A 21,628-nucleotide genomic window follows, 5' to 3' on the forward strand; every position below is an offset into this window, starting at 1 on the left:
GCATACCGCCTGTTCAGACTGACCGTGTGCTGGCCAAAAAGTTGAAATTAATTGCGATCAATGTATTTATTTTTTATCTTGCAGCAAGAAGCCATGCCGCGTCAATCACCAATCGCAGGCGGCACGGGGTTAAGGCTGCGAAAAAGGCATGGACAAGCGTTGCAGGCTGTAGGTACACAATTGTTCTGCGCGCTGCCAGCGTTCACTTTCGCTCATGCTGCCAAAGTAAACAATACTGAATACGCCTTCGATCACCGATTGGCAGTAGAGACTGACCAAGTCAAAATCGACGTCAGCAGGCAGCTCTTTTTGGGCAATGGCCTGTGTCAGCAGGCTGTTGATTTGCGCAATGCGTTTTTTCTCCCAGTTGTAGCGCAGTTGCAGCAGCTCGGGCGAATCATCAATGCCCACATACAGAAAAAACAGCACGCGCTGGATAGAGCTGGGTTCGATATAACTGCGGACTTCCTGCAAGCAGTAGTGTTTCAGGTTTTCTAGTGCGCTATGCGCCGGTTGCCCCTGAAACGGCGAGGCTTGCTGGATGACACGCTCGGCCATGGCCGTGGCGACTTCAAGCTTGCCTTTATAATGCCCGTATACGGCGCCGCGCGACAGTTGCGCGGCATCGGCAATATCAGCCATGGTCGCCTGCGTAAAGCTTTTGCCGTAAAACACATGCTCAGCTGCATCCAGAATCTGGTCACGGGTTTTTTGCGCGTCTTCTTTGGTTTTTCTAGCCATGTCGGGTGGTTCTAGCCTGGCGGCTCGCTGACAGTCCAGTCGTTGATGATGGCCGCTATCATACCAAAAAACAATTAATCAGTCATGATTGATTAATTATAAAAGTGCCGCTAGAATATTGTCATCCATACAATTAAGGGTAGTGCATGTCCCGTATTTCTCACTCGACGCTGGCGCTTTCGGCGCTGTTGATCTTGCAATTGGCTGCGTGCAGCAAGCCGAAAGAAGCCGCTCAGCCCGCAGGCGCGGCGCCTGTGGTGGAGGTGGTCAAGGTGCAGGTGGCGGATATTCCCGATGAGGTCGAACTCCCTGGCCGGGTCGAGGCCTACCGCATTGCCGAGGTGCGCGCCCGTGTCTCCGGCATTGTCGCCAAGCGCCTGTACCAGGAAGGGCAGGTGGTGAAAGCCGGCACGCCGTTATTCCAGATCAATCCCGAGCAGTTGCAAGCCAGCAAGCTCGAAGCCGAGGCCGAATTGGCGCGGACCGAGGCCAATCTTGTCAATGCCAACGACAAGTTGCAGCGTTATCAGGCTTTGATTGGCGACCAGTCTGTGAGCCAGCGTGATTACCGCGCGGCACAAGCTGAGGCGCAACTGGCAAAAGCCGAGGTGGCCTCTGCCCAGGCCAAACTTAATCGTGCCCGTCTGGATTTAGGGTATGCCAATGTGACCGCGCCAATTGATGGCGTGGCCCGCCGCGCACTGGTCACCGAGGGGGCGCTGGTCGGCAAAGATGAAGCTACGCAACTGACCACCGTCGAGCAGGTCAATCCGGTCTATGTTAATTTTTCCCAGTCGTCCTCAGAAGTGTTTACCTTGCGCAAAGCGCTGCGCGATGGCCAGCTCAAAGGCAACGATGGTGACTTTAAAATTAAACTGGTCTTGCCGGATGGCTCCATGTACGCCCAAGCAGGAAAACTTTCATTCTCGGACGTCTCCGTCAACCAAACGACCGACTCTGTGGTCATGCGCGCCATTTTTGAAAACCCGCAGCAGGTGTTGATGCCAGGCGCATACGTCAGAATCAAAATCCGTCAGGCCACCAATCCGAATGCGATTCTGATTCCCAGAGATGCGTTGATGCGTGACCAGTTTTCGACGCGTGTGTGGGTGGTGAATGCCAAAAACGAGCTGGAGTCACGCGAGGTGCAAGCCGGCCGTGTCATAGACAAACAGTGGGTCATTGAGCAAGGGCTGCAAGCCGGTGAGCAAGTGGTGGTCACCAATGTGGCGGCACAAACGGCGGGCAGCAAAGTGACGCCTAAACTGATCAGTGCCCAAGACAATATCACCAAAGCCGTGGCCCCTTAACCGGGCAGTGCGCAGAAAGACAGGAACCAGGCCATGAGCCGTTTTTTTATTGATCGCCCCATTTTTGCCTGGGTGATTGCCATTCTAATTGTGTTGGCTGGCCTCATCGCCATCAAACAATTACCGATTGCCCAGTATCCTGATATTGCCCCGCCTGTGGTCAATATCGCCGCAACTTACCCTGGCGCCTCGGCCAAGGTGGTGGAAGAAACCGTGACCTCGATTATCGAGCGCGAGATGAATGGCATGCCGGGCCTCATGTATGTTTCTGCCACCAGCAATGTGGGCATGGCCTCCATCAGTGTCACTTTCCGTCAGGGCACCAATCCTGATCTGGCTGCCGTGGATGTGCAAAACCGCCTCAAAAGTGTCGAAGTGCGTTTGCCGGAAATCGTGCGGCGCAGCGGCATCACGGTGGAAAAGTCTGCTGACAGTTTTCAGCTGATTGTGTCGCTGACCTCGGAAGATAACCGCTACAGCGAGATTGACCTTGGCGAGCTGTCATCGGCCACGGTGATGCCTACGCTCAAGCGTGTGCAAGGCGTGGGTAAAGTACAATCGTTCAGCCCTGAATACGCCATGCGCATCTGGCCGGATCCGCAAAAAATGGCTGGTCTCAATGTGAGCGTGACCGAGATCGTGAATGCCTTGCGCAGCTACAACACCCGCCTCACCTTGGGGCAGGTGGGTGCCAGTGGTGTGCCGGACGGTGCGCCGCTGAGTGTCTCACTCGAAGCCGAGGCTACGTTAAAAACGGTAGACGACTTTGCCAATGTGCCTATCCGCATGCAGGCAGATGGCTCAGCCCTGTTGATTAAAGATGTGGCGAAGGTTGAGCTGGGCAGCAGTGACTACACCTACAGTTCTAGGGTCAATGGCAAGAATGCCGCCGGGATGGCAATTAAACTGGCGCCTGGTTCCAATGCGGTTGAAACCATCAAGCGGGTCAAGGTCGCGATGGAACAGATGCAGCCATATTTCCCGCCCAATGTCGCGTTTCAACTTTCGTATGACTCTTCTGCATTCGTTTCCATTTCGATCAAAAAAGTGATCCAGACCTTGGTGGAAGCCATTGTGCTGGTATTCCTGGTCATGTACCTGTTCATGCAAAACCTGCGTGCGACGCTGATCCCGACCATTGTCGTGCCGATTGCCCTGATGGGGACGTTTGCCGTCATGTACTGGCTGGGCTACTCGATTAATGTGCTGACCATGTTTGGCGTGGTGCTGGCGATTGGCATTCTGGTGGATGACGCCATTGTGGTGGTCGAAAACGTCGAGCGCCTGATTGTGGAAGAGGGCTTATCCGCCTACGATGCCACGGTCAAAGCCATGTCGCAAATCAGTGGTGCCGTGGTCGGCATTACGGCGGTGTTGGTGTCGGTGTTTATCCCCATGGCCTTTTTCAGTGGCGCGGTGGGCAATATTTACCGCCAGTTTTCGCTGGCTTTGTCGGTGTCTATCAGCTTCTCGGCCTTTTTGGCGCTCTCACTCACGCCGGCCTTGTGCGTGACGTTGCTACGCCATGAGACAGGCAACAAAGCGCGTTTTTTTGTCTGGTTTAACCGCAGCTTTCAGCGCATGACCGAGCGCTATACCCACTTGACTGGCGGCCTGCTCAAAAAGCCTATGCGCTGGCTGGCCGTGTTTGCCTTGATTGTCGCGCTGGCAGGCTGGCTGCTGGTGCGTTTGCCAAATGCGTTTTTGCCCGAAGAAGACCAGGGTAACTTTATGGTCATGGTGTCGTTGCCACAAGGCGCGACGCTGGCAGAAACCGCCAAAGTGCTGGGCGATATGAGTGAGTATATACAGGCACATGAGCCCGTTGATATTATCTTTGAGGTGAGCGGCTTTAGCTTTTATGGCACCAGCACCAATAGTGGCATGCTGTTTATCACGCTCAAAGATTGGGCAGAACGGCCAAACCCAGATCAACAGGTGCAGGCGATTGTAAACCGCGTCAACCAGAAGTTTTTTGGTCGCCCCAATTTAACTATTTTTGCCATGAATGCGCCGCCCTTGCCCGAGTTGGGCAGTTTTGGCGGCTTTGACCTGCGGCTGGTAGACCGTGCCAGCGTGGGAGTTGAGGCGCTGATGAAAGCGCGCGACCAGTTGCTGGCTGAGTCTGCCCAGCGGCCAGAGTTGGCCAATGTCTTGTTTGCCGGCTTGTATGACACGCCAGTGGTCAACATGCAGCTAGACCGTAGCAAGGCCAAGGCGCTGGGCGTGTCACTGGATGAAATCAACGACTCGCTGGCGACGCTGCTCGGCTCGAATTACCTGGGCGATTTTGTCTATGGCAATCAGGTGCGCCGCGTAATCGTGCAGGCCGATGGCAAGCAGCGGCAAACGCTGGAAGATATTAAGAAAATCCGCCTCAAAGCGGCAGATGGGGGCCTGGTGCCACTGGCTTCCATCATGACGCTGGACTGGGCCATGGGCACGCCGCAACGCACGCGCTTTAATGGTTTTCCGTCATTTAACATCAATGGCGGTCCCGCGCCTGGCTTTAGCAGTGGCGAAGCCATGCGCACCATGGAAACCCTGGTGAATGGCCTGGGAAAAGGCATCGGCTATGAGTGGGCCGGGCAATCGCTGGAAGAAAAACAGTCGGGCAGCCAGGCCAGCCTGCTGTTTGGCTTGTCCATCCTGGTGGTGTTTCTGGTATTGGCCGCCTTGTATGAAAGCTGGGCGATTCCGTTTGCCGTCATGCTCGTGGTGCCATTGGGCGTGCTGGGTGCCTTGCTGGGGGTGACCTTGCGTGAATTACCCAATGATATTTATTTCAAGGTCGGTCTGATTGCGACCATCGGTCTGTCAGCCAAAAACGCCATTCTGATTGTGGAGTTTGCGCGCGAACACGTGTTGCAAGGCATGCCGCTGATGGAAGCGAGCTTGATGGCAGCCAAAGAGCGTCTGCGCCCGATTGTAATGACCTCGCTCGCCTTTGGTGTCGGCGTGATCCCGTTGGCATTCTCAACCGGTGCCGCCTCCGGTGCACAAGTAGCCATCGGCACCAGCGTGCTCGGTGGGATTATCACAGCTACCTTGCTCGCCATCTTTTTTGTGCCGTTGTTTTTTATTGTCGTGGGCCGCTGGATGAAACAGCCAGCCTCACAGCAAAGGGTGTCTCATGAAGTTTAGCCGTATTTCCATCATCCTTGCCGTGGCTTTCGCAATGGGCGGTTGCTCGCTCGTGCCTGAGTATTTCAGGCCCGCCGCCCCTGTCCCTGAGGTTTATCCAGGCCAGCCAGCAAGTGACAACGTGACCAATACACATGTCACTGAGGCGCCGCCACTCAGCTGGCAAACCTACTTTGCAGATGCTGACTTGCAGCGCCTGATTCAGGTTGGGCTGGAGCATAACCGTGACCTCAAAACCGCCGTGTTGCGCATGGATGAGGCCAAAGCCACCTATGGCGTACAAAAGGCCGACCGCCTGCCAACCATACAGGGCAACCTCAATTACGACCGTAGCCGCACCGTGTTCAGCTCCAGCCAGGCATTTGAGGCAGAGCTTTACCGCGTTGGTGTGGGTATTTCTGACTACGAAATCGATGTGTTTGGACGCGTAAAAAGTCTGACGCAATCCGCGCTGGAGCAATACCTTGCCGTGGCCGAAAACCGGCAAGCGGTACAAACCACGCTGATCACCGAGATTGCCACCCAATACGTCAATTTTTTAGCGATCAACGACCAGCTCAAGCTCGCCCAGCAAACGCTGGATGACCGCAAGCAAACCCTGCAACGCACCCAGCGCCGCTTTGAAGCCGGATTGGATCAAGTGCTGGATGTGAAAGCCGCGCAAATTCAGGTTGAGCAAGTGCAAGCGCAACTTGCGCAATGGCAGCGCCAGCTCGCCACTACGCAAAATGCCTTGTATCTGCTGCTGGGCGAAACCTCACACCGCACGCCACTGCCGGTCAAGCCGCTCGCCGCCTTGAAACTGGCCGACGTCACGCCAGGTTTGCCTTCCACATTGCTCACCAGACGGGCCGATATTCGTGCCGCCGAGCATCAGCTCAAATCCGCCAACGCCAGTATAGGTGCTGCCAGAGCCGCGTTTTATCCACGCCTGCAACTCACCACCAATGTCGGTTTGGTCAATTCAGACTTCTCCAAATTGTTCTCGGATACAGGCAGCAACTACTGGGCCTTCAGCCCGCAACTGGTGCTCCCGATCTTTAACTACGGCCGCAACAAAGCCAACCTCAACCTGGCCCAAGCCCGCCAGCATATCGAGGTCGTCAATTACGAAAAAACCATCCAGACCGCGTTTAAAGAAGTGATGGATATCTTAAGTACACGCAGCGTGATCGCCGAAGAGTTTGCCGCCAGAGAACGTTTGCGAGAGCTGGAGAGCAGTCGCTTGCAACTGGTGAAACGCAAGCTTGATCAGGGACTGGTGACTTATTTAGAGTTGCTTGATGCACAACGCAGCGTGTTGGACGCGCAGTCGCAAGCCGTGCAGATTCAACAGCAGGCGTTGCAGAATCAGGTAGGGTTGTATAAGGCGCTGGGGGGGAGTTAAATCCATATATCTAAAATAGATTTGCAGTAGTATGATGTATTAAAAGCAAACAAATTTTTTAATTTAAGTTGCAAACAAGGGAGAAGCCATGAAGCCATCAATGAGCAATGCATTGGCGACGGTTGTTGCCACCGTTTTACTTCCTGCATGTAGCTCTAATCCTATGAAAGTTGCTCTTACCGAGATGGGAACCTCATCTCAAGTAGAAACTGGAGATGGAATGGTACGGTACATGCGTACAATTAATCTTACGGGGATAGCTCCTGAAGAGGCGCCAGGGTCAATAACTTTGGATGTTGATCACATGTCATTTTTCGACCCTATAAGATACGTATTCAATAAATATTTTAGCCCAGACCTTCCTGACATGATGAATACCCGGATGGGCTTAAACAAGTCCATTCTTCATGTAAGAAGTGCTTGCGATATTGATACTACGTGTCTTTCTCAAATTGAGGCAGCAAATATAAAAATTCAGATTGAAAAGAGGGAGCAGATCATTTCTCAGATCGCTTCAGAAGAAATAGACATTAAGGCCCTACAACTGGTCAAGCTTGCCATTGACAGCAAAAAAGATGATGCAGAAAAAGAAGCGATATTAGTTGCTGTTAAGCAAAAGTTTATTGATAACTCAGAAATTCAGAGTGCAACAAAAGATAATTATGGAACAGTGCTTCCAAAGGCAGAAAATGCATTCAAAACATCTGTTAATAAACTCAAAGTTGAACTCAGTTCAACATTAGATGCTGTAAACAAGCCTGGAATAATTGTTTCAAATTGGAAACTTGAAAAGGAGGCTAACGCAAGTGGTTATATCCCAGGATCGAGTGCTTTGTTTGGTGGGAGCAAGGATCGCTATGGATATGTGATTTTTATCAATCCGGTTCAAATCACATTAGAAATCGGGAATGATATTGGTGCAATTCTTGATGACATTTCCAAAGAGGGAAATATCAAGGCTTTTGCAGGAGATGATAGGCTATACATAACGCTCTACCAAATGCGAGTGAGTGATTTGATTTACTCCGAATCCCTTGAATCACTTATGGCTGCGAAAATGGATGTAAAAGTTGACGAACTTGCCAAAACACTCAAACCACTCGTTGGGGCAGGAATAGATCTAACAGCCTTAACTAATTTAAAAGCTCAAGTTGCAGCAGAGTATAAGAAATATTCTTTCAGCAGTAATCAAGGCATTTTGTCATTTAGAAGCGGCTCATACAAAACATTTGAGTTCAGAGACGCATTGAGGCTTTCTTATGATTACGATGTCAACGAAATAAGTGTAGATTCGAAATCAAATTTACTTACTCCTAATAATCCACACAGATATAAAATTGATGTATACACACAGATGCTTTCACAAACGAGAGCTGTGATTAATTCTCGAGTTAACTTTAATACCTATGTCAGTAAGCTTCGTCCGGAATTAAAAGATAAGCTGAAAACTGGATATGTAACCCCGATCCTAGATAAATCAAGTCCCCCAACAGCAAAGTAGATACCGTACTCTACGCAAACAAGCATTTCAATAAAGAAATGTATCAGAAAGTTTGTCTTTTATAACGGTAACTACAGACTATCTTTAAACTTTGACCAAGGAAATGAATGAATAGATCATCTTTGGCTTTCAGGCTAACGAAGGGGCATATTTATGAAAAAGGATGACCTAGATCATTTCTTAGATGTACAAAATCAGTCAGTAGATTATGTTACTTCTGCGGCAAAGGCAGTCCTTGGCATGGTACCTTTCGCAGGTTCGCTTTTGGCGGAGTTGGCTGGCAGCATTATTCCTAATCAAAGGATTGATCGTCTCTCAAAATTTTCCATCGAGCTTGAAGCGCGTTTAGCGAAGCTTGACAAAGACTTGTTGCGTGCAAGGCTATCAGACGAGAATTTCACTGACCTTATGGAGGAGGGTATTCGCCAGGCAGCTCGATCAGTTTCGGATGAGCGACGGCAATATCTTGCATCTCTGCTTGCTAACGGAGTTGACGATGTAACTGTGTCTTTCATCGAGTCAAAGCATCTTTTGAGGATACTTGGGGAGCTTAATGATATTGAGGTTCTTTGGCTGCGCTACTATCTCACCCCTAGTATTGGTGGCGACATTAGCTTTCTTGAAAAACATCAAGAAGTTTTGAAGCCTATTTTTGCTGGCATAGGTTGCGATGAGGCAACTCTTGATAAGCAAGCTCTGCAAAACAGCTATATGACGCACATGATAGAACTTGGAGTTTTATCCCCCCGTTACGAGACGGACATGAAAACTAATCAACCAGTGTTTGACCTGTTTTCTGGCCGCATGAAAATTAGAGGATATGAAATCACGCTTTTAGGTAAATTGCTATTACGACAGATTTCTTTTAAAAGTGATTAGTCGAGCGCAAATCAATGGGGTCAGTCTCGATAGCAAGGGTATGCAGTGATGCCAACTCATTAATCGCGACTATATCCATTTAGTCCCCGGACATACCCAAAACAATCCCCATTAACACTTTATCTCTCCACCCATAGTGGTGATTCCCGCATTTGCAGGTACTATCTGCCCTCTACCATTCAAGAAGCGTCGTTTCCTCATGCAAAGTGAAGTCAAAGAGCCCGTCAGCCATGCCGTTGTGGCGGCCGTGCAACTGCCCAATGTCAGTGATATGGAGTTTGAAGCTTCGCTGAATGAGCTGCGTGAACTGGCAAAAACACTGGGCTACAAGATTGTCCACACCTTTGTGCAGAAGCGCGCAGGCTTTGATATCACGGGCTATCTGGGCGTGGGTAAGCGCGAAGAGATTCGTGATTATGTGCGCAGTATGGCTGGAGACCCTGAGGCGCTGGAATTTAATCCAGAGGCGCTAAATATTGAGGCGGTGCTGGTTGACCATGAAATTTCGCCGTCGCAGGCGCGTAATCTCGAAATTGAAGTCGGTTGCGAGGTGATGGACCGTACCATGGTCATCCTGGAGATTTTTCACCGTAATGCCCGCTCACGTGCGGCACGTGCGCAGGTGGAGATTGCGCGGTTGGGCTATATGGCGCCGCGTTTGCGCGAGGCGGCCAAGCTGGCGGGCCCGCAGGGGCGGCAGCGTAGCGGGGCGGGTGGGCGCGGTGCCGGTGAATCGCACACCGAGCTGGATAGACGCAAGATTCGTGACCGCATTGCCGAGCTGCAACAAGAGATTGTGATCATGGATGGCGAGCGCCGCACGCAACGTGCGCGGCGTCAGGAGCGGCAGACGATGGCGAGTGTGGCGCTGGTTGGCTATACCAATGCCGGTAAATCTACCCTGATGCGCGCGCTCACGGGCAGCGAGGTGCTGGTGGCGAACAAGCTGTTTGCCACGCTGGATACCACGGTGCGCGCCTTGTACCCCGAGAGCGTGCCGCGCGTGCTGGTCAGCGATACGGTCGGCTTTATTAAAAACCTGCCGCATGGCCTGGTGGCTTCTTTTAAATCCACGCTGGATGAGGCACTGGATGCGGCGTTGTTGCTGCATGTAATTGATGCCAGTGACCCCGGGTTTGAGCGTCAGTTGGAAGTCACGGACACCGTGCTGGAGGAAATTGAAGCTGACACCGTGCCGCGGATTCGCGTGTTTAACAAGATAGATTATGTGGGGGATGCCGCCGCGCAAGCCGAGTGTGAAGCTGCACTGCGCCTGAAATATCCAGATTGCATCGTGATGAGTGCACGCCGCCCGGAAGAAGTGGCTAGTCTGCGGCAGAAGATGGTGGACTTTTTTCAGCAAGACCTGGAAGAAACCGAGCTTTTCCTGCCATGGTCGGCACAACAAGTGCGCGGCAAAATTTATAGCAGTTGCCAGGTGTTGAGCGAGCGCTCTGAGGAGGAGGGCACCTTCTTCACCTTGCGCGGTGAGCCCAATACCTTCGCGCAATTGCGCGAGCAAGTTTTGCAGCTACAATAAATCGCCAGCCTCGAATGCCCACCTGTTGACCTCCATACACGGCACTGGCAACATGCAGGAATCATTCTTTTAAAGAGCCTTGTTAGCGCTTTGCCTATCATGAAAGAACGCCTGGTCTGCCCCGTTTGCAAAACCGCCGGATCACTGCTGGATGTGGTGGATTTAAACAAATCTTGCGAGGAGCAGCGTGGAAAGTATCTGCCTCTCGCAGGCGTTGCCGTCTATTACGGCCTGTGCAATCACTGTGGTTTTTGCTGGGCGCCTGAGCTGCACCAATGGCCTTTAAGCAAGTTTGAGGAAGATATCTACAACGCGGACTATGGGGCGGTCGATCCTGACTATCTTCAGATCAGGCCAACCTCAAATGCAGAGGTTTTGCGTTCGATCTTCCCTGTTTTCCCGCCTACGTTACGGCATCTGGATTATGGCGGCGGCAACGGGTTGCTCTCACGGCAATTGTCAGAGGCCGGTTGGCATTCTAGGTCGTATGATCCCTTTGTAGACAAGCAGACAGACATTGCATCGCTCGGACAATTTGAGCTCATCACCGCCTTTGAGGTGTTCGAGCATGTGCCTGATGTATGGGCGCTGATGTCAGACTTGTCATCGTTGTTGGCTAAAGACGGATTGGTGTTGTTTTCTACCTTGCTCTCTGACGGTAATATCCATCCAAACCAGCGGCTGAGCTGGTGGTATGCATCCCCGCGCAATGGCCATATCAGCCTGTTTTCAAGAAACGCGCTCACTCTGCTAGCCCAGAGCAAGCAATTTAACTTTGGAAGCTTTAATAGCGGCTTCCATGCTTTGTACACCACCGTACCACCTTGGGCGAGCCATCTGATTCGTGTGGGTTAGCCACCAATCAAAACGGCTAACCGCACGGGTGTATTAAGCCTGTGCCAAGCTAATAAAGGCCTGTACATAATCAATCTTTATATCTGCTTCTCGAATCCCTAAGTAAATCTGCTTGGCAATACCTTGCTTACCAAGCTTAACCGGCACCACATCAAACCGGGTTTGATATTCTTCGACCAACCAGCGTGGCAGGGCGGCGACACCGCGGCCACTGGCGACCATTTGCAGCATGATATCTGTGGTTTCTATCGGCTTATGCAGGTGCGGACGGATGCCGGCGGGTTGTAGAAACTGGTTGTAAATATCGAGGCGGTCTATGTCTACCGGGTAGGTGATCAGCGTTTCACTGCTGAGTTGCTCGGGTCGCACGTAGTCTGCTTGCGCGAGTGCATGTTGACGATGCACGACGAGCACTTGTTCGTAATCAAACACTGGCTGAAACAGCAGGCCGGGTTTATACAAGGGGTCTGGCGTGACCAGCATGTCGATCTCGTAGCCAAACAGCGCGCCTATGCCGCCAAACTGGAACTTCTGTTTGACGTCTACATCCACATCCGGCCAGTCGGCCAGGTAGGGCGAGACCACTTTGAGCAGCCATTGGTAACACGGGTGGCATTCCATGCCGATGCGCAGGGTGCCGCGTTCGCCTTGCGCAAACTGGCGCAGCCGCTCTTCAGCCAGTGATAACTGCGGCAGCAGGCGGTTAGCGACGGCGAGCAGGTATTGCCCGGCCTGGGTCAGGCGCAGGCTGCGGCCTTCGCGTAGCCAGATATCCGTCCCCAGTTGCTGTTCGAGCTTTTTAATCGAATGACTGAGCGCCGACTGCGTGAGAAACAGTTTTTCAGCGGCGGCGGTGAGTGAGCCTTTTTGCTCGACCTCACGGATAATCGCCAGATGGATACGTTCTATCATGTGTTATATATGAATTAAATTAATAGATAGTTGAAATAATACCATTTTACTTCATGGGTTGCGCTTTCTAGAATGCCGGCTCTGATTTGTTAAGGAACCCATCATGATCACGACCCACAATCTCGGTTTTCCACGCATAGGCGCACAGCGTGAGCTCAAGTTTGCGCTGGAGGCTTACTGGAAAGGCCAGTCTTCGTTAGACACCCTCAAGCAGGTAGGCAAAGACCTGCGGCAACAGCACTGGCAATTGCAATCGGTGCTGGATTTGGCGCCTGTGGGCGACTTTGCGTTTTATGACCAGGTGCTGGACATGAGTTTTACGCTCGGCAATTTGCCTGTGCGGGTGCAGGATTTTCATGGTGACCCACTGGATAACTATTTTCGTGTGGCGCGTGGACGCTCGGCTGAGTCTGCGGAAGCGCATGCGCAATGTTGTGGTGGTGTGGCGGCAGGCGAGATGACCAAATGGTTTGATACCAATTATCACTATATCGTGCCCGAGTTTACGGCCAACACGCATTTCAAGCTGGATGCGTCGCGCCTGCTTGCGCAATTAGCCGAAGCCAGGGCACTGGGCGTACAAGCCAAGCCGGTGATCATTGGACCAGTGACTTATCTGGCGATTGGCAAAGCCAAGGATGATTCAGACCGGCTGGCGCTGTTGCCGCAATTGCTCAATGTCTATGCCGAATTGCTGGAAACGCTGGCGCAGCAGGGCGTGGCGTGGGTGCAGGTGGACGAACCTGTGCTGGTGACCGAGCTGACACCGGAATGGCAGCATGCGTTTAACCTGGCCTATCACCAACTCAAGAGTAGCCGCGTCAAGCTGCTGCTGGCGACCTATTTTGGCCCGCTGGCGGATAACCAATACCTGGCAGCCAACCTGCCGGTCGCCGGTTTGCATATAGACGCCATCAATGCCCGCCATGAAATTGTGCCGTTGCTGGCAATGTTGCCTGCACACAAGGTGCTGTCTCTGGGCGTGATCAATGGCCGCAATATCTGGAAAACTAATTTGAATGCAACACTGGACTGGCTGGCGCCGATTGCCGAGCGTCTGGGGGACCGTTTGTGGCTGGCGCCTTCTTGTTCGCTGTTGCATGTGCCGGTGGACCTCGACAGCGAGCTTAAACTGGATAGCGAAATCAAGTCATGGCTGGCATTTGCCAAGCAAAAGCTCGAAGAGCTGCAGGTGCTGGCCACGGCCTTAAATCATGGCCGCGAGGCGGTGAAAGTGGCTTTGGCCGTCAATCAGGTGGCGATAGAGGCACGTCGGTTGTCCAAGCGTGTGCATAATCCGGCTGTGAAGGCCGTGCTGCAAACATTGACGCCGCAACTGGGGCAGCGCCAGAACGTTTATACGCAGCGCGCTGCCAAACAGGCCGCTTTGTTCAACCTGCCCAAATTCCCCACCACGACCATCGGTTCGTTCCCGCAGACGGCAGAAATCCGTCAGGCGCGTCGCCAGTTCAAGGCAGGTGAGTTGGATCAGGCGGGTTATCAGTCCGTGATGAAAGCCGAAATTGCGCGTAGTGTGCGTGAGCAGGAAGCGCTGGGGCTGGATGTGCTGGTGCATGGCGAGGCGGAGCGCAACGACATGGTGGAGTATTTTGGCGAGCAACTGGAGGGCTATGCCTTCAGCCAGTTTGGCTGGGTGCAGTCCTACGGCTCACGTTGCGTCAAGCCGCCTATCCTGTTCGGTGATATCAGCCGCCCGCAAGCCATGACAGTGCAATGGATTGAATACGCGCAATCACTGACCAGCAAACCGATGAAAGGCATGCTGACCGGCCCGGTGACCATGTTGAACTGGTCGTTTGTGCGCGATGACCAGTCACGTGAAGTGTCTTGCTACCAGTTAGCGCTGGCCATACGCCAGGAAGTGCTAGACCTGGAAAAAGCCGGTATCCGCATCATCCAGATTGACGAGGCGGCCTTGCGTGAGGGCTTGCCCCTGCGTAAATCAGACTGGAAAAAGTATCTGCAATGGGCGGTGGCGTCGTTCCGTATCACCGCAAATGGGGTGGCCGATGAAACGCAGATCCATACCCATATGTGTTACTCGGAATTCAATGACATTATTGCCGAGATTGCCGACATGGATGCCGACGTCATCACCATAGAAACCTCGCGCTCGGACATGGAGCTGCTGGATGCGTTTGATGACTTTAACTACCCGAATGAAATTGGGCCCGGTGTTTACGATATTCACTCGCCGAATATTCCAGAACCTGACCGTATGGTCGCCTTGATGCAAAAAGCGGCGGCGCGCATCCCGGCCGAACGTTTATGGGTGAACCCGGATTGTGGCTTGAAAACCCGCCAATGGGCAGAAGTGATCCCGGCCTTGCGCAATATGGTGTCTGCGGCCCAGCAGTTGCGTGCACAGGCCGCACTTTAAGCCAGCGTACTAAAATCACTTACACATTCACTTACAGGGCCCGCATACCGGGCCCTTTTTTATCACGCGAGGAGGCGGTAAACAATTATTTTTTATTGATAATGATTTTCATTTGTATTTTTTCTTGCCTGCCGCTAAGATATGGTTTTTATTGATTGTCTTTCACGCAGTGCATCTTCATCCAGAACATTCCAAACTCGTGGTTGCCTTGGTCTATCACTACGACGAATTGGTGAGCTATGTCAGACGCCGTTTTGGCGACCAGCATTTCGCCAGGGATGTGGTGCATGATGTCTGCCTGGAGATCATGGAGCGGCCGCCGCAACTGGCGGTGCAAACGCCGGTGGCGTTTTTGCGCAAGCTGTCGCGTCATCGCGCGATTGACCGCTACCGGCAGTACCAGACGCAACAATCCCACCTCAATCACTTGCAGCAGACAGCAGAGCACGCGCACCAGATCGATGGCGAACGCGTCATGCATTTTGTACAACGTCTTGAGGCTTTGAAGCGCATCATAGAAGCGCTGCCAGCCCGGCAACGGCAAGTGTTTTTGCTGCATCGTCTGCACGACATGCCGCAGCAGGAGATTGCCGATGCGCTGGGTATTTCACGCAATATGGTGACGCAACATTTTAACAAGGCCATGGGCAGCATCCAGCGGCAGTGGGCGGGGCTATGAAAGCATCTGACCACACATTGCGTGCGCCCAACCAGCCTGCTGACCATCAAGATCCGCTGGCGCCATACGCTGATGCCTTGCGCGCGCACTTTCCCTCCAGGGAGGCCTTGCTGCAGGAAGCCATGCAGCAAACCCGGCAACGGCGTCGAATAAAACAGGCGTTGGCAACCACCGCTTGCGGCCTGTTGGCGGCCGTGGTCTGCTATGACCCGGTGTTGTCCAGCCAGCACCTGCATACGGCAATTGGTCAGTCTGCCCACTTCCAGTTACCGGATGGCTCTGCTGTCAGTCTCAATACCAACACCGTTCTGTTGGCCGAGCAACATCTGCGTTCGCGGCAATTAACGCTGGTACAAGGCGAAGCACTGTTTAAGGTGAAACACGCCTGGCAACCGTTTACCGTGGATGCCAACCAGGTGAAGATTCGCGATATCGGTACCGTGTTTAACGTCCGCAATACCGCGGAGGGGGCCATGGTCACGGTGGTGGAGGGCAGTGTAGACGTGATCACTGCGCAGGCACAGCGTCGGCTGACTAAAAATCTCTCGGTGACCACCCGCGGCGCAGCCATTTCTGAAAACCGGTGCACCAGTGCCGAGGCGGCTACCGCCTGGCAGCACGGGCGATTGATTTTTGATGGGCTGCCACTGCGTGACGTGGTGGCCGAATTGCAGCGCTATCACGCTGGTCAGATCACACTGGCGGATGCCAGTGTGGGGCAATACCGCCTATCCGGCGAATACGATATCAATGGCATCGCATCCTTGCTGGCCGTGTTGCCCGAGATTTTGCCCGTGCGTGTGGAAAAACAGGCAGAGGCTGACGTGGTGATCCGGCAGCGTTAATTGGTGCGGTTAAGCCGGATTCGCCGGTTCGATCACGCTGAGTCAGGATCATCCTTAAAAAAATTTCTAAAGGACATCAACATTGGCGAAGGCTGGCACGACATACCCATGTCATTCATTATTTATTCAATGGGAAGAAGATGTCATTTACTCGCAACTCTGCCTTGTTCGCCGCTTTGCTCTCCAGCCTGTCTGTGCATGCCGTCGAGCTTGATATGCCCGCACAACCGCTAGACAAGGCGTTGAAGGCCCTGGCCCACCAGACCGGGGAAAGCATTATTTTTTCAACGGAACTCACCGAGCACAAGCAGGCACCTGCGCTCAAAGGTGATTTGAGCGTGCGGCAGGCGCTGGAAAAACTGCTGGCAGGCAGCGGACTGGTGTTAAAGACCACCGCCTCTGGCTATACGCTGACTAAAGCCGCGCCTGTGACGCCACATACGCATAGTGAGCCACAAGACCTGCCGGAGGTCAGCGTGTCTGGGCAAACTGTACAAGAACCCGCCAATGGGCCAGTCAAAGGCTATGTTGCCAAGCGTAGCGTGACGGCGACCAAAACAGATACTGCCCTGATCGAAACGCCGCAATCGTTGTCGGTGGTGACGCGTGACCAGATGAACGCACAGGGCGTGCAGTCGGTAGGCGATGCCTTGCGCTATACCGCTGGTGTGCAGTCCGAAGCAAACGGGCCAGACCCGCGCGCTGACAATATTGGTATCCGTGGCTTTAGCCTGGGCCGGGACCAGTTCCGCGATGGTTTGCGTAACTATGCATTTAATAATCAGGGCGGTACGGTGGTTGAGGCTTATGGCCTTGAGCGCATTGATTTATTGCGCGGCCCTTCCTCCATTGTGTATGGCCAGGGCGCGCCGGGGGGGCTGGTTAACCTGGTCAGCAAACGGCCCACGGATAAACCGCTGCATGAGCTGGGTTTGACCTTGGGACAGTATGACCGGCAACAGGTGCGTGGCGATGTCAGCCAATGGCTAGATGATGAGGGCGTGTGGTCTTACCGCCTGGTGGGCTTGGTGCAAAAAAGCGATACGCAGATCGACCGTGTCACTGACGACCGCGTCTATCTGGCGCCTTCATTGACCTGGCGGCCTTCGGACGCGACCCAGCTGACCTTGCTGACCGACTACCAGAAAAATGACCGTGGCCAGGGCTACCAGGCATTGCCGCGGGTCGGCACGCTGGTGAGCAGTCCCTTTGGCAAAATTTCCACCAGCCGGTATGTGGGTGAGCCAGGCCTGGATAAATACGTGCAGGAACGGTATTCGGTGGGCTACCAGTTTGAACATGCGTTTAATGAGCATTTGACCCTGCGCCAAAACCTGCGCTACCAGCAACTGCGCACCGATGCCATTTCAACCTATTTGGTGAGCTTGCGCGCAGACCAGCGCAGCATTAACCGGGCAGCGATGGGTACCGATGAAAATGTCGACAATGTGGTGGTGGATACGCATCTGCAAGGCCGCTGGACGCACGGCATGTTTGAGCATACGGTGCTGGCGGGGATAGACAGCCAGCGCCTGGATAACCATGTGCTGCGTACATCAGGGACGGCGAGTCCGCTGGATCTGTATACGCCGGTATATGGGGTAACACCGGTGAATCTGGTGCTGTCAGCCAATTTGAAGCAACAGCAACGCCAAACCGGGATTTACTTGCAGGACCAAGTAAAAATTGACCGCCAGTGGGTGGCAACACTGGGGGTTCGTCAGGACCACACCCGCATGCAAACAGATAATGTGCTGAGCCCTGCCGCCTCGTCGTCGCAACGCGATCAGGCCGAAACCTGGCGCAGCGGCCTGGTTTACCTGGCGGAGAACGGCCTGGCGCCGTATGCCAGTTACACGGAATCATTTTTACCGGTGATCGGCACCATGTTTGATGGCAAGGCCTTTGCCCCTGAAACAGGCAAGCAATATGAGCTTGGCATCCGCTACCAGCCTAAAGACAGTCAGACACTGTTAAGTGCCGCCGTCTTTGATTTGCGCCGCCAGAACGTGACCACGACTGACCTGCAACATCCTACGTTTAATCTGCAGAATGGGGAGGTGCGTACTCGCGGGCTGGAGCTCGAGGCCAAAACCCAGTGGGACGCCTGGTCGCTGATTGGCAGTTATACTTATATGCTGCCTGAAATCACGCGCAGTAATAATAGCTTGCAGGGGGTGCCGTTCCAGGGCAAAGACCCTAACCACGTGCCGCACCATACCGCCGCATTATGGACCGACTACCGCTTGCCTGGCGGCTGGGTGCCGGGCATGGTCGTTGGTGGCGGGGTGCGCTATGTGGGCAGCCGTTTTGGTAATGATGCTAACACCTTCAAGCTGCCGTCTTATACGCTGGTAGACTTGGCGGTCCGTTATGATCTGTCTCAGCTGGGCACAAGCTGGAAAGGCTGGCAGTTTACACTCAATGCCAGTAATTTGTTTGATAAGGAGTATGTGGCCAATTGTGCATACAGTGGCGACGGTTGCAAATGGGGCTACCGCCGTAATGTGATGGCCAATTTAAATTTTCAATGGTAACGAGACACGCACTTGTAGTTTGGCATCGCTGGGTAGGCCTGGCGATGGCCGCTTTTTTGGTCATTGCCGGCTTCACCGGCGCCATCATCGCTTTTCAGGATGAGCTGGATGCATGGCTCAATCCACACCTGTATCAAGCGTTATCGCAACCAGGCCAGCCCATGCTGGACGTGTACCAGCTGCAAGCGCAGGCGCAACAGCAGGCGCCCGCCAATACCCGTGTCGATGAATTGCAATTCAAATTGCCACAAAGCACGCTGGAAGATCACCACGCAGAAGCCGTGATCTTCCGCCTCACGCCTGTGGATCCGCAGGCCAGCATCCCGGCAGATCAACTGTTTATCAACCCGCAATCAGGTAAGGTGCTGGGGTCACGCTTATCCACGGCAGGGCCATTCCAGCGCGAGACGCTATTACCGTTTTTGTATAAGTTGCATTATTCGCTGGCTTTGCCCGGTGTCAGCGGCCGCCTCATCATGGGCATTGTCGCCGTGCTGTGGACGCTGGATACCTTTGTGGCGTTTTTCCTCACCTTGCCCCGGCGGCAGCCACAATCCAAAAGCAGTTACTGGCAACGCTGGAAACCGGCCTGGCTGGTCAAATGGCAAGCCTCGGGCACCCGCATCAACTTTGACCTGCATCGTGCGGTTGGGCTCTGGCTGTGTAGCATCTTGCTGGTCTTTGCCTGGTCCAGCGTCATGTTCAACCTGCGCGAGCAGGTCTATCTGCCCATCATGACCAAGCTGATGCCGTTTGATTTGTCCTGGCGCAGCATCCCCAAATTGCCGCAACCGCTGACCAGCCTGCCCATGCCCTGGCCGCAGGCTCACCAGTTGGCGCAGCAAGCCATGCAAGGCTTTGCAAAAAACCATCAGCTGCAGATTGATTATGAAGACCGTTTGCGTCTGGACCGCGAGCGCGGCGTGTACCAGTATTTTGTGCATAGCTCGGCCGATTTGCGGCAAGACCGGGGCAATACGGCCATTGCGATAGATGCCTATACCGGTGAAATCAAAGGCCACTGGCTGCCGACGCAAGACCAGTCCGGGAACACCTTTAGCAACTGGCTGGGTGCTTTGCATATGGGGCAGGTGTTTGGCATGCCCTACCGTATTTTTGTCTGTGTTACTGGACTCTCGCTGGTGATGATTTCAGTCACGGGCGTGCTGATCTGGAGCCGAAAGCGCGCAGGTAAATCGCGTGTCACCTTACGCGCGCCGCAGCCTGCCAATACATTGCAACGGTATTGATTCAGCGCCGTAGTTTCTGGCGTAACCATACTGCGGCTCAAACATGCCACCCGCGCGGATAGATGATATAATGAGAATTATTATCATTTATTGCATCTTATCCATTTGTTATGCTGGCAAACGAATATACGCTGCAACAAACAGTAGGCGCCTTGTATATCGATCATCACCAATGGTTGCGCGCATGGTTGCGCGGCAAGCTCGGTTGCAATGAGCAAGCTGCCGATCTGGCGCAGGATACGTTCTTGCGCATGATGCATGGCAAGCGCAATGTGCATGCGCTCGAACAACCCCGCGCCTACCTCACGCAGATTGCCAAGCATTTGCTGATTGATCACTGGCGGCGGCAAGCGGTGGAGCGTGCCTGGCAGGAGACGCTGGCTGTGGCGCCTGAGACTTTCGTTGCCTCACCCGAAGAGCGTGCCCTGATACTTGAGGCGCTGGTCCGCATTGACCAGTTGCTGGACTGTCTAAAGCCCAAAGTACGCGAAGCCTTTCTGTTGTCACAGCTGGATGGCCTCGGCTATCGCGACATTGCTGAGCGGCTGGGGGTTGGCGAGCGCATGGTGAAAAAATACATGGCACAAGCCATGCTGGCTTGCCTGATGATGGATGAGGGGCCATAACCATGCATCACAACCAGGCGGATGAGCAGCGTATTTTAAATCAGGCGGCAGAGTGGTTTGCGCGTTTGCAGGATCAGTCCCTGCATGCACAAGAGCTTGCGCAGTGGCAAGCCTGGTTGGCGGCCGATCCTGCGCATGCACGGGTTTGGCAGCGCGTTGAAGCCATCAGTCACCCATTCAAACAGCTGGCGACCACCGTGCCTGCCGCCACGGCAAGAGCGACTTTAAAGCAGGTGCAGTCGGTTGAGCGTCGCCGTACCTTGCGCCGTTTGGGTTTGGGCGTGACGGTGCTTGCCAGTGGCTTGCTTATGCGCCAGGCCTTGCCGTGGCGTGGTTGGCTCAATGCCTATGCAATTGCGCATGCCGGTTATCGCACGCAGATTGGTGAGCGCAAAACCTGGCGCCTCCCAGAAGGCACTTTGCTGGCATTGAATACGGCCACTGCTGTGGATGTGCACTATGACCCGCATGTGCGTCGCATCGTTTTGCATCAAGGCGAAATTCTTGTCACCACCGCGCGTGATCTGCAGCGCCCGTCCAGGCCATTGGTGGTCGATACCCTGCATGCCCGGTTGACCGCACTCGGCACGCGCTTTACGGTACGTGGTGATTTGCAGGGCGGGCATGTGGCCGTATTTGAAGGCGCCGTACGCATTCGCCCGCATGATGCTGCCAGTGTGGATATCCTGGCAGGGCAGCAGGCGAGGTTCACCGCAACCGGAGTAATCGCCGATGGGCGGGCAGACCTGGCCCGTGAAGCTTGGTCGCGCGGGCAAATGGTGGCGGACAATTTACCGCTCGCCCAGTTTGTTGCCGAGTTAAATCGCTATACCCGTGTGCCTATCCGCGTGCAGCCGGCGGTGGCAAATTTGCGGCTGGTTGGCGTCTATCCGCTCAATTACCCGGCTCAGGATATTCCCTTGATCCTGGCCGCCATCGAAACGGTCCTGCCCGTGCGCACGCGTGAGGACGCGGCGGGTGGCTTGGCGCTGGTCGCACGATAAACCATTTTCTAATCAGA

16 protein-coding genes are annotated in these 21,628 nt (G+C 53.7%); 14 read left to right on the forward strand and 2 right to left on the reverse strand.

Annotation, left to right across the window (positions count from 1 at the left end; genetic code table 11):
* Window positions 1-129 precede the first annotated feature (129 nt).
* Window positions 130-741 carry a TetR family transcriptional regulator gene (locus Q9292_RS01065; protein WP_313983689.1) on the reverse strand — a complete coding sequence of 204 codons (612 nt, stop codon included), beginning with the start codon at window positions 739-741 and terminating at the stop codon, window positions 130-132.
* Between the two features lie 146 nt (window positions 742-887).
* On the opposite strand from Q9292_RS01065, the gene Q9292_RS01070 reads away from it, so the two are divergent.
* The 7 genes from Q9292_RS01070 to Q9292_RS01100 all read left to right on the forward strand — a co-directional run bounded on the left by Q9292_RS01070 (window position 888) and on the right by Q9292_RS01100 (window position 11,357).
* Entirely contained in the window at window positions 888-2,051 is a 1,164-nt protein-coding gene (locus Q9292_RS01070; RefSeq protein WP_194747215.1) for an efflux RND transporter periplasmic adaptor subunit, read from the forward strand.
* 33 nt (window positions 2,052-2,084) lie between these two features.
* Window positions 2,085-5,195 carry a multidrug efflux RND transporter permease subunit gene (locus tag Q9292_RS01075; RefSeq protein ID WP_313983691.1) on the forward strand — a complete coding sequence of 1,037 codons (3,111 nt, stop codon included), beginning with the start codon at window positions 2,085-2,087 and terminating at the stop codon, window positions 5,193-5,195.
* Window positions 5,185-6,582, forward strand: coding sequence for an efflux transporter outer membrane subunit (locus Q9292_RS01080; protein WP_313983693.1), 1,398 nt, complete (start codon window positions 5,185-5,187; stop codon window positions 6,580-6,582). Before Q9292_RS01075 ends, Q9292_RS01080 begins: the two co-directional genes overlap by 11 nt.
* A gap of 88 nt (window positions 6,583-6,670) precedes the next feature.
* Window positions 6,671-8,083 (forward strand): hypothetical protein, encoded by a 1,413-nt coding sequence (locus Q9292_RS01085; protein ID WP_313983696.1) that lies wholly within the window; start codon window positions 6,671-6,673, stop codon window positions 8,081-8,083.
* Between the two features lie 153 nt (window positions 8,084-8,236).
* Window positions 8,237-8,962 (forward strand): hypothetical protein, encoded by a 726-nt coding sequence (locus tag Q9292_RS01090; RefSeq protein ID WP_313983699.1) that lies wholly within the window; start codon window positions 8,237-8,239, stop codon window positions 8,960-8,962.
* A gap of 199 nt (window positions 8,963-9,161) precedes the next feature.
* The gene (gene hflX, locus Q9292_RS01095) at window positions 9,162-10,502 is read left to right on the forward strand and encodes a GTPase HflX (RefSeq protein ID WP_313983701.1); all 1,341 of its coding nucleotides are present in this window, start codon (window positions 9,162-9,164) and stop codon (window positions 10,500-10,502) included.
* A 99-nt stretch (window positions 10,503-10,601) separates the two neighbouring features.
* On the forward strand, window positions 10,602-11,357 hold the full coding sequence (locus tag Q9292_RS01100) for a class I SAM-dependent methyltransferase (RefSeq protein ID WP_313983705.1): 756 nt from the start codon (window positions 10,602-10,604) through the stop codon (window positions 11,355-11,357).
* Window positions 11,358-11,390: 33 nt separating this feature from the next.
* Here Q9292_RS01100 and Q9292_RS01105 read toward each other — a convergent pair whose 3' ends face one another.
* Window positions 11,391-12,269, reverse strand: a complete 879-nt coding sequence (locus Q9292_RS01105) for a LysR family transcriptional regulator (protein ID WP_313983707.1) — start codon at window positions 12,267-12,269, stop codon at window positions 11,391-11,393.
* A gap of 103 nt (window positions 12,270-12,372) precedes the next feature.
* On the opposite strand from Q9292_RS01105, the gene metE reads away from it, so the two are divergent.
* From metE to Q9292_RS01140, 7 genes are all read left to right on the forward strand, one after another.
* Entirely contained in the window at window positions 12,373-14,670 is a 2,298-nt protein-coding gene (gene metE, locus Q9292_RS01110) for a 5-methyltetrahydropteroyltriglutamate--homocysteine S-methyltransferase (RefSeq protein WP_313983709.1), read from the forward strand.
* Between the two features lie 151 nt (window positions 14,671-14,821).
* Window positions 14,822-15,349 (forward strand): RNA polymerase sigma factor, encoded by a 528-nt coding sequence (locus tag Q9292_RS01115; RefSeq protein ID WP_313983712.1) that lies wholly within the window; start codon window positions 14,822-14,824, stop codon window positions 15,347-15,349.
* Window positions 15,346-16,194, forward strand: a complete 849-nt coding sequence (locus Q9292_RS01120) for a FecR family protein (protein WP_313983715.1) — start codon at window positions 15,346-15,348, stop codon at window positions 16,192-16,194. Before Q9292_RS01115 ends, Q9292_RS01120 begins: the two co-directional genes overlap by 4 nt.
* 140 nt (window positions 16,195-16,334) lie before the next feature.
* Window positions 16,335-18,731 (forward strand): TonB-dependent siderophore receptor, encoded by a 2,397-nt coding sequence (locus tag Q9292_RS01125; protein WP_313983717.1) that lies wholly within the window; start codon window positions 16,335-16,337, stop codon window positions 18,729-18,731.
* Window positions 18,725-19,981 (forward strand): PepSY-associated TM helix domain-containing protein, encoded by a 1,257-nt coding sequence (locus tag Q9292_RS01130; protein WP_313983720.1) that lies wholly within the window; start codon window positions 18,725-18,727, stop codon window positions 19,979-19,981. The genes Q9292_RS01125 and Q9292_RS01130 overlap by 7 nt, the downstream gene beginning before the upstream one ends.
* Before the next feature lie 110 nt (window positions 19,982-20,091).
* Window positions 20,092-20,607, forward strand: a complete 516-nt coding sequence (locus tag Q9292_RS01135; RefSeq protein ID WP_313983722.1) for a sigma-70 family RNA polymerase sigma factor — start codon at window positions 20,092-20,094, stop codon at window positions 20,605-20,607.
* A gap of 2 nt (window positions 20,608-20,609) precedes the next feature.
* Window positions 20,610-21,611 carry a FecR domain-containing protein gene (locus Q9292_RS01140; protein WP_313983725.1) on the forward strand — a complete coding sequence of 334 codons (1,002 nt, stop codon included), beginning with the start codon at window positions 20,610-20,612 and terminating at the stop codon, window positions 21,609-21,611.
* The last annotated feature ends 17 nt before the right edge of the window (window positions 21,612-21,628 follow it).

It is taken from the genome of Methylophilus sp. VKM B-3414 (assembly GCF_032248435.1).
Classification (GTDB): Bacteria; Pseudomonadota; Gammaproteobacteria; order Burkholderiales; family Methylophilaceae; genus Methylophilus; species Methylophilus glucosoxydans.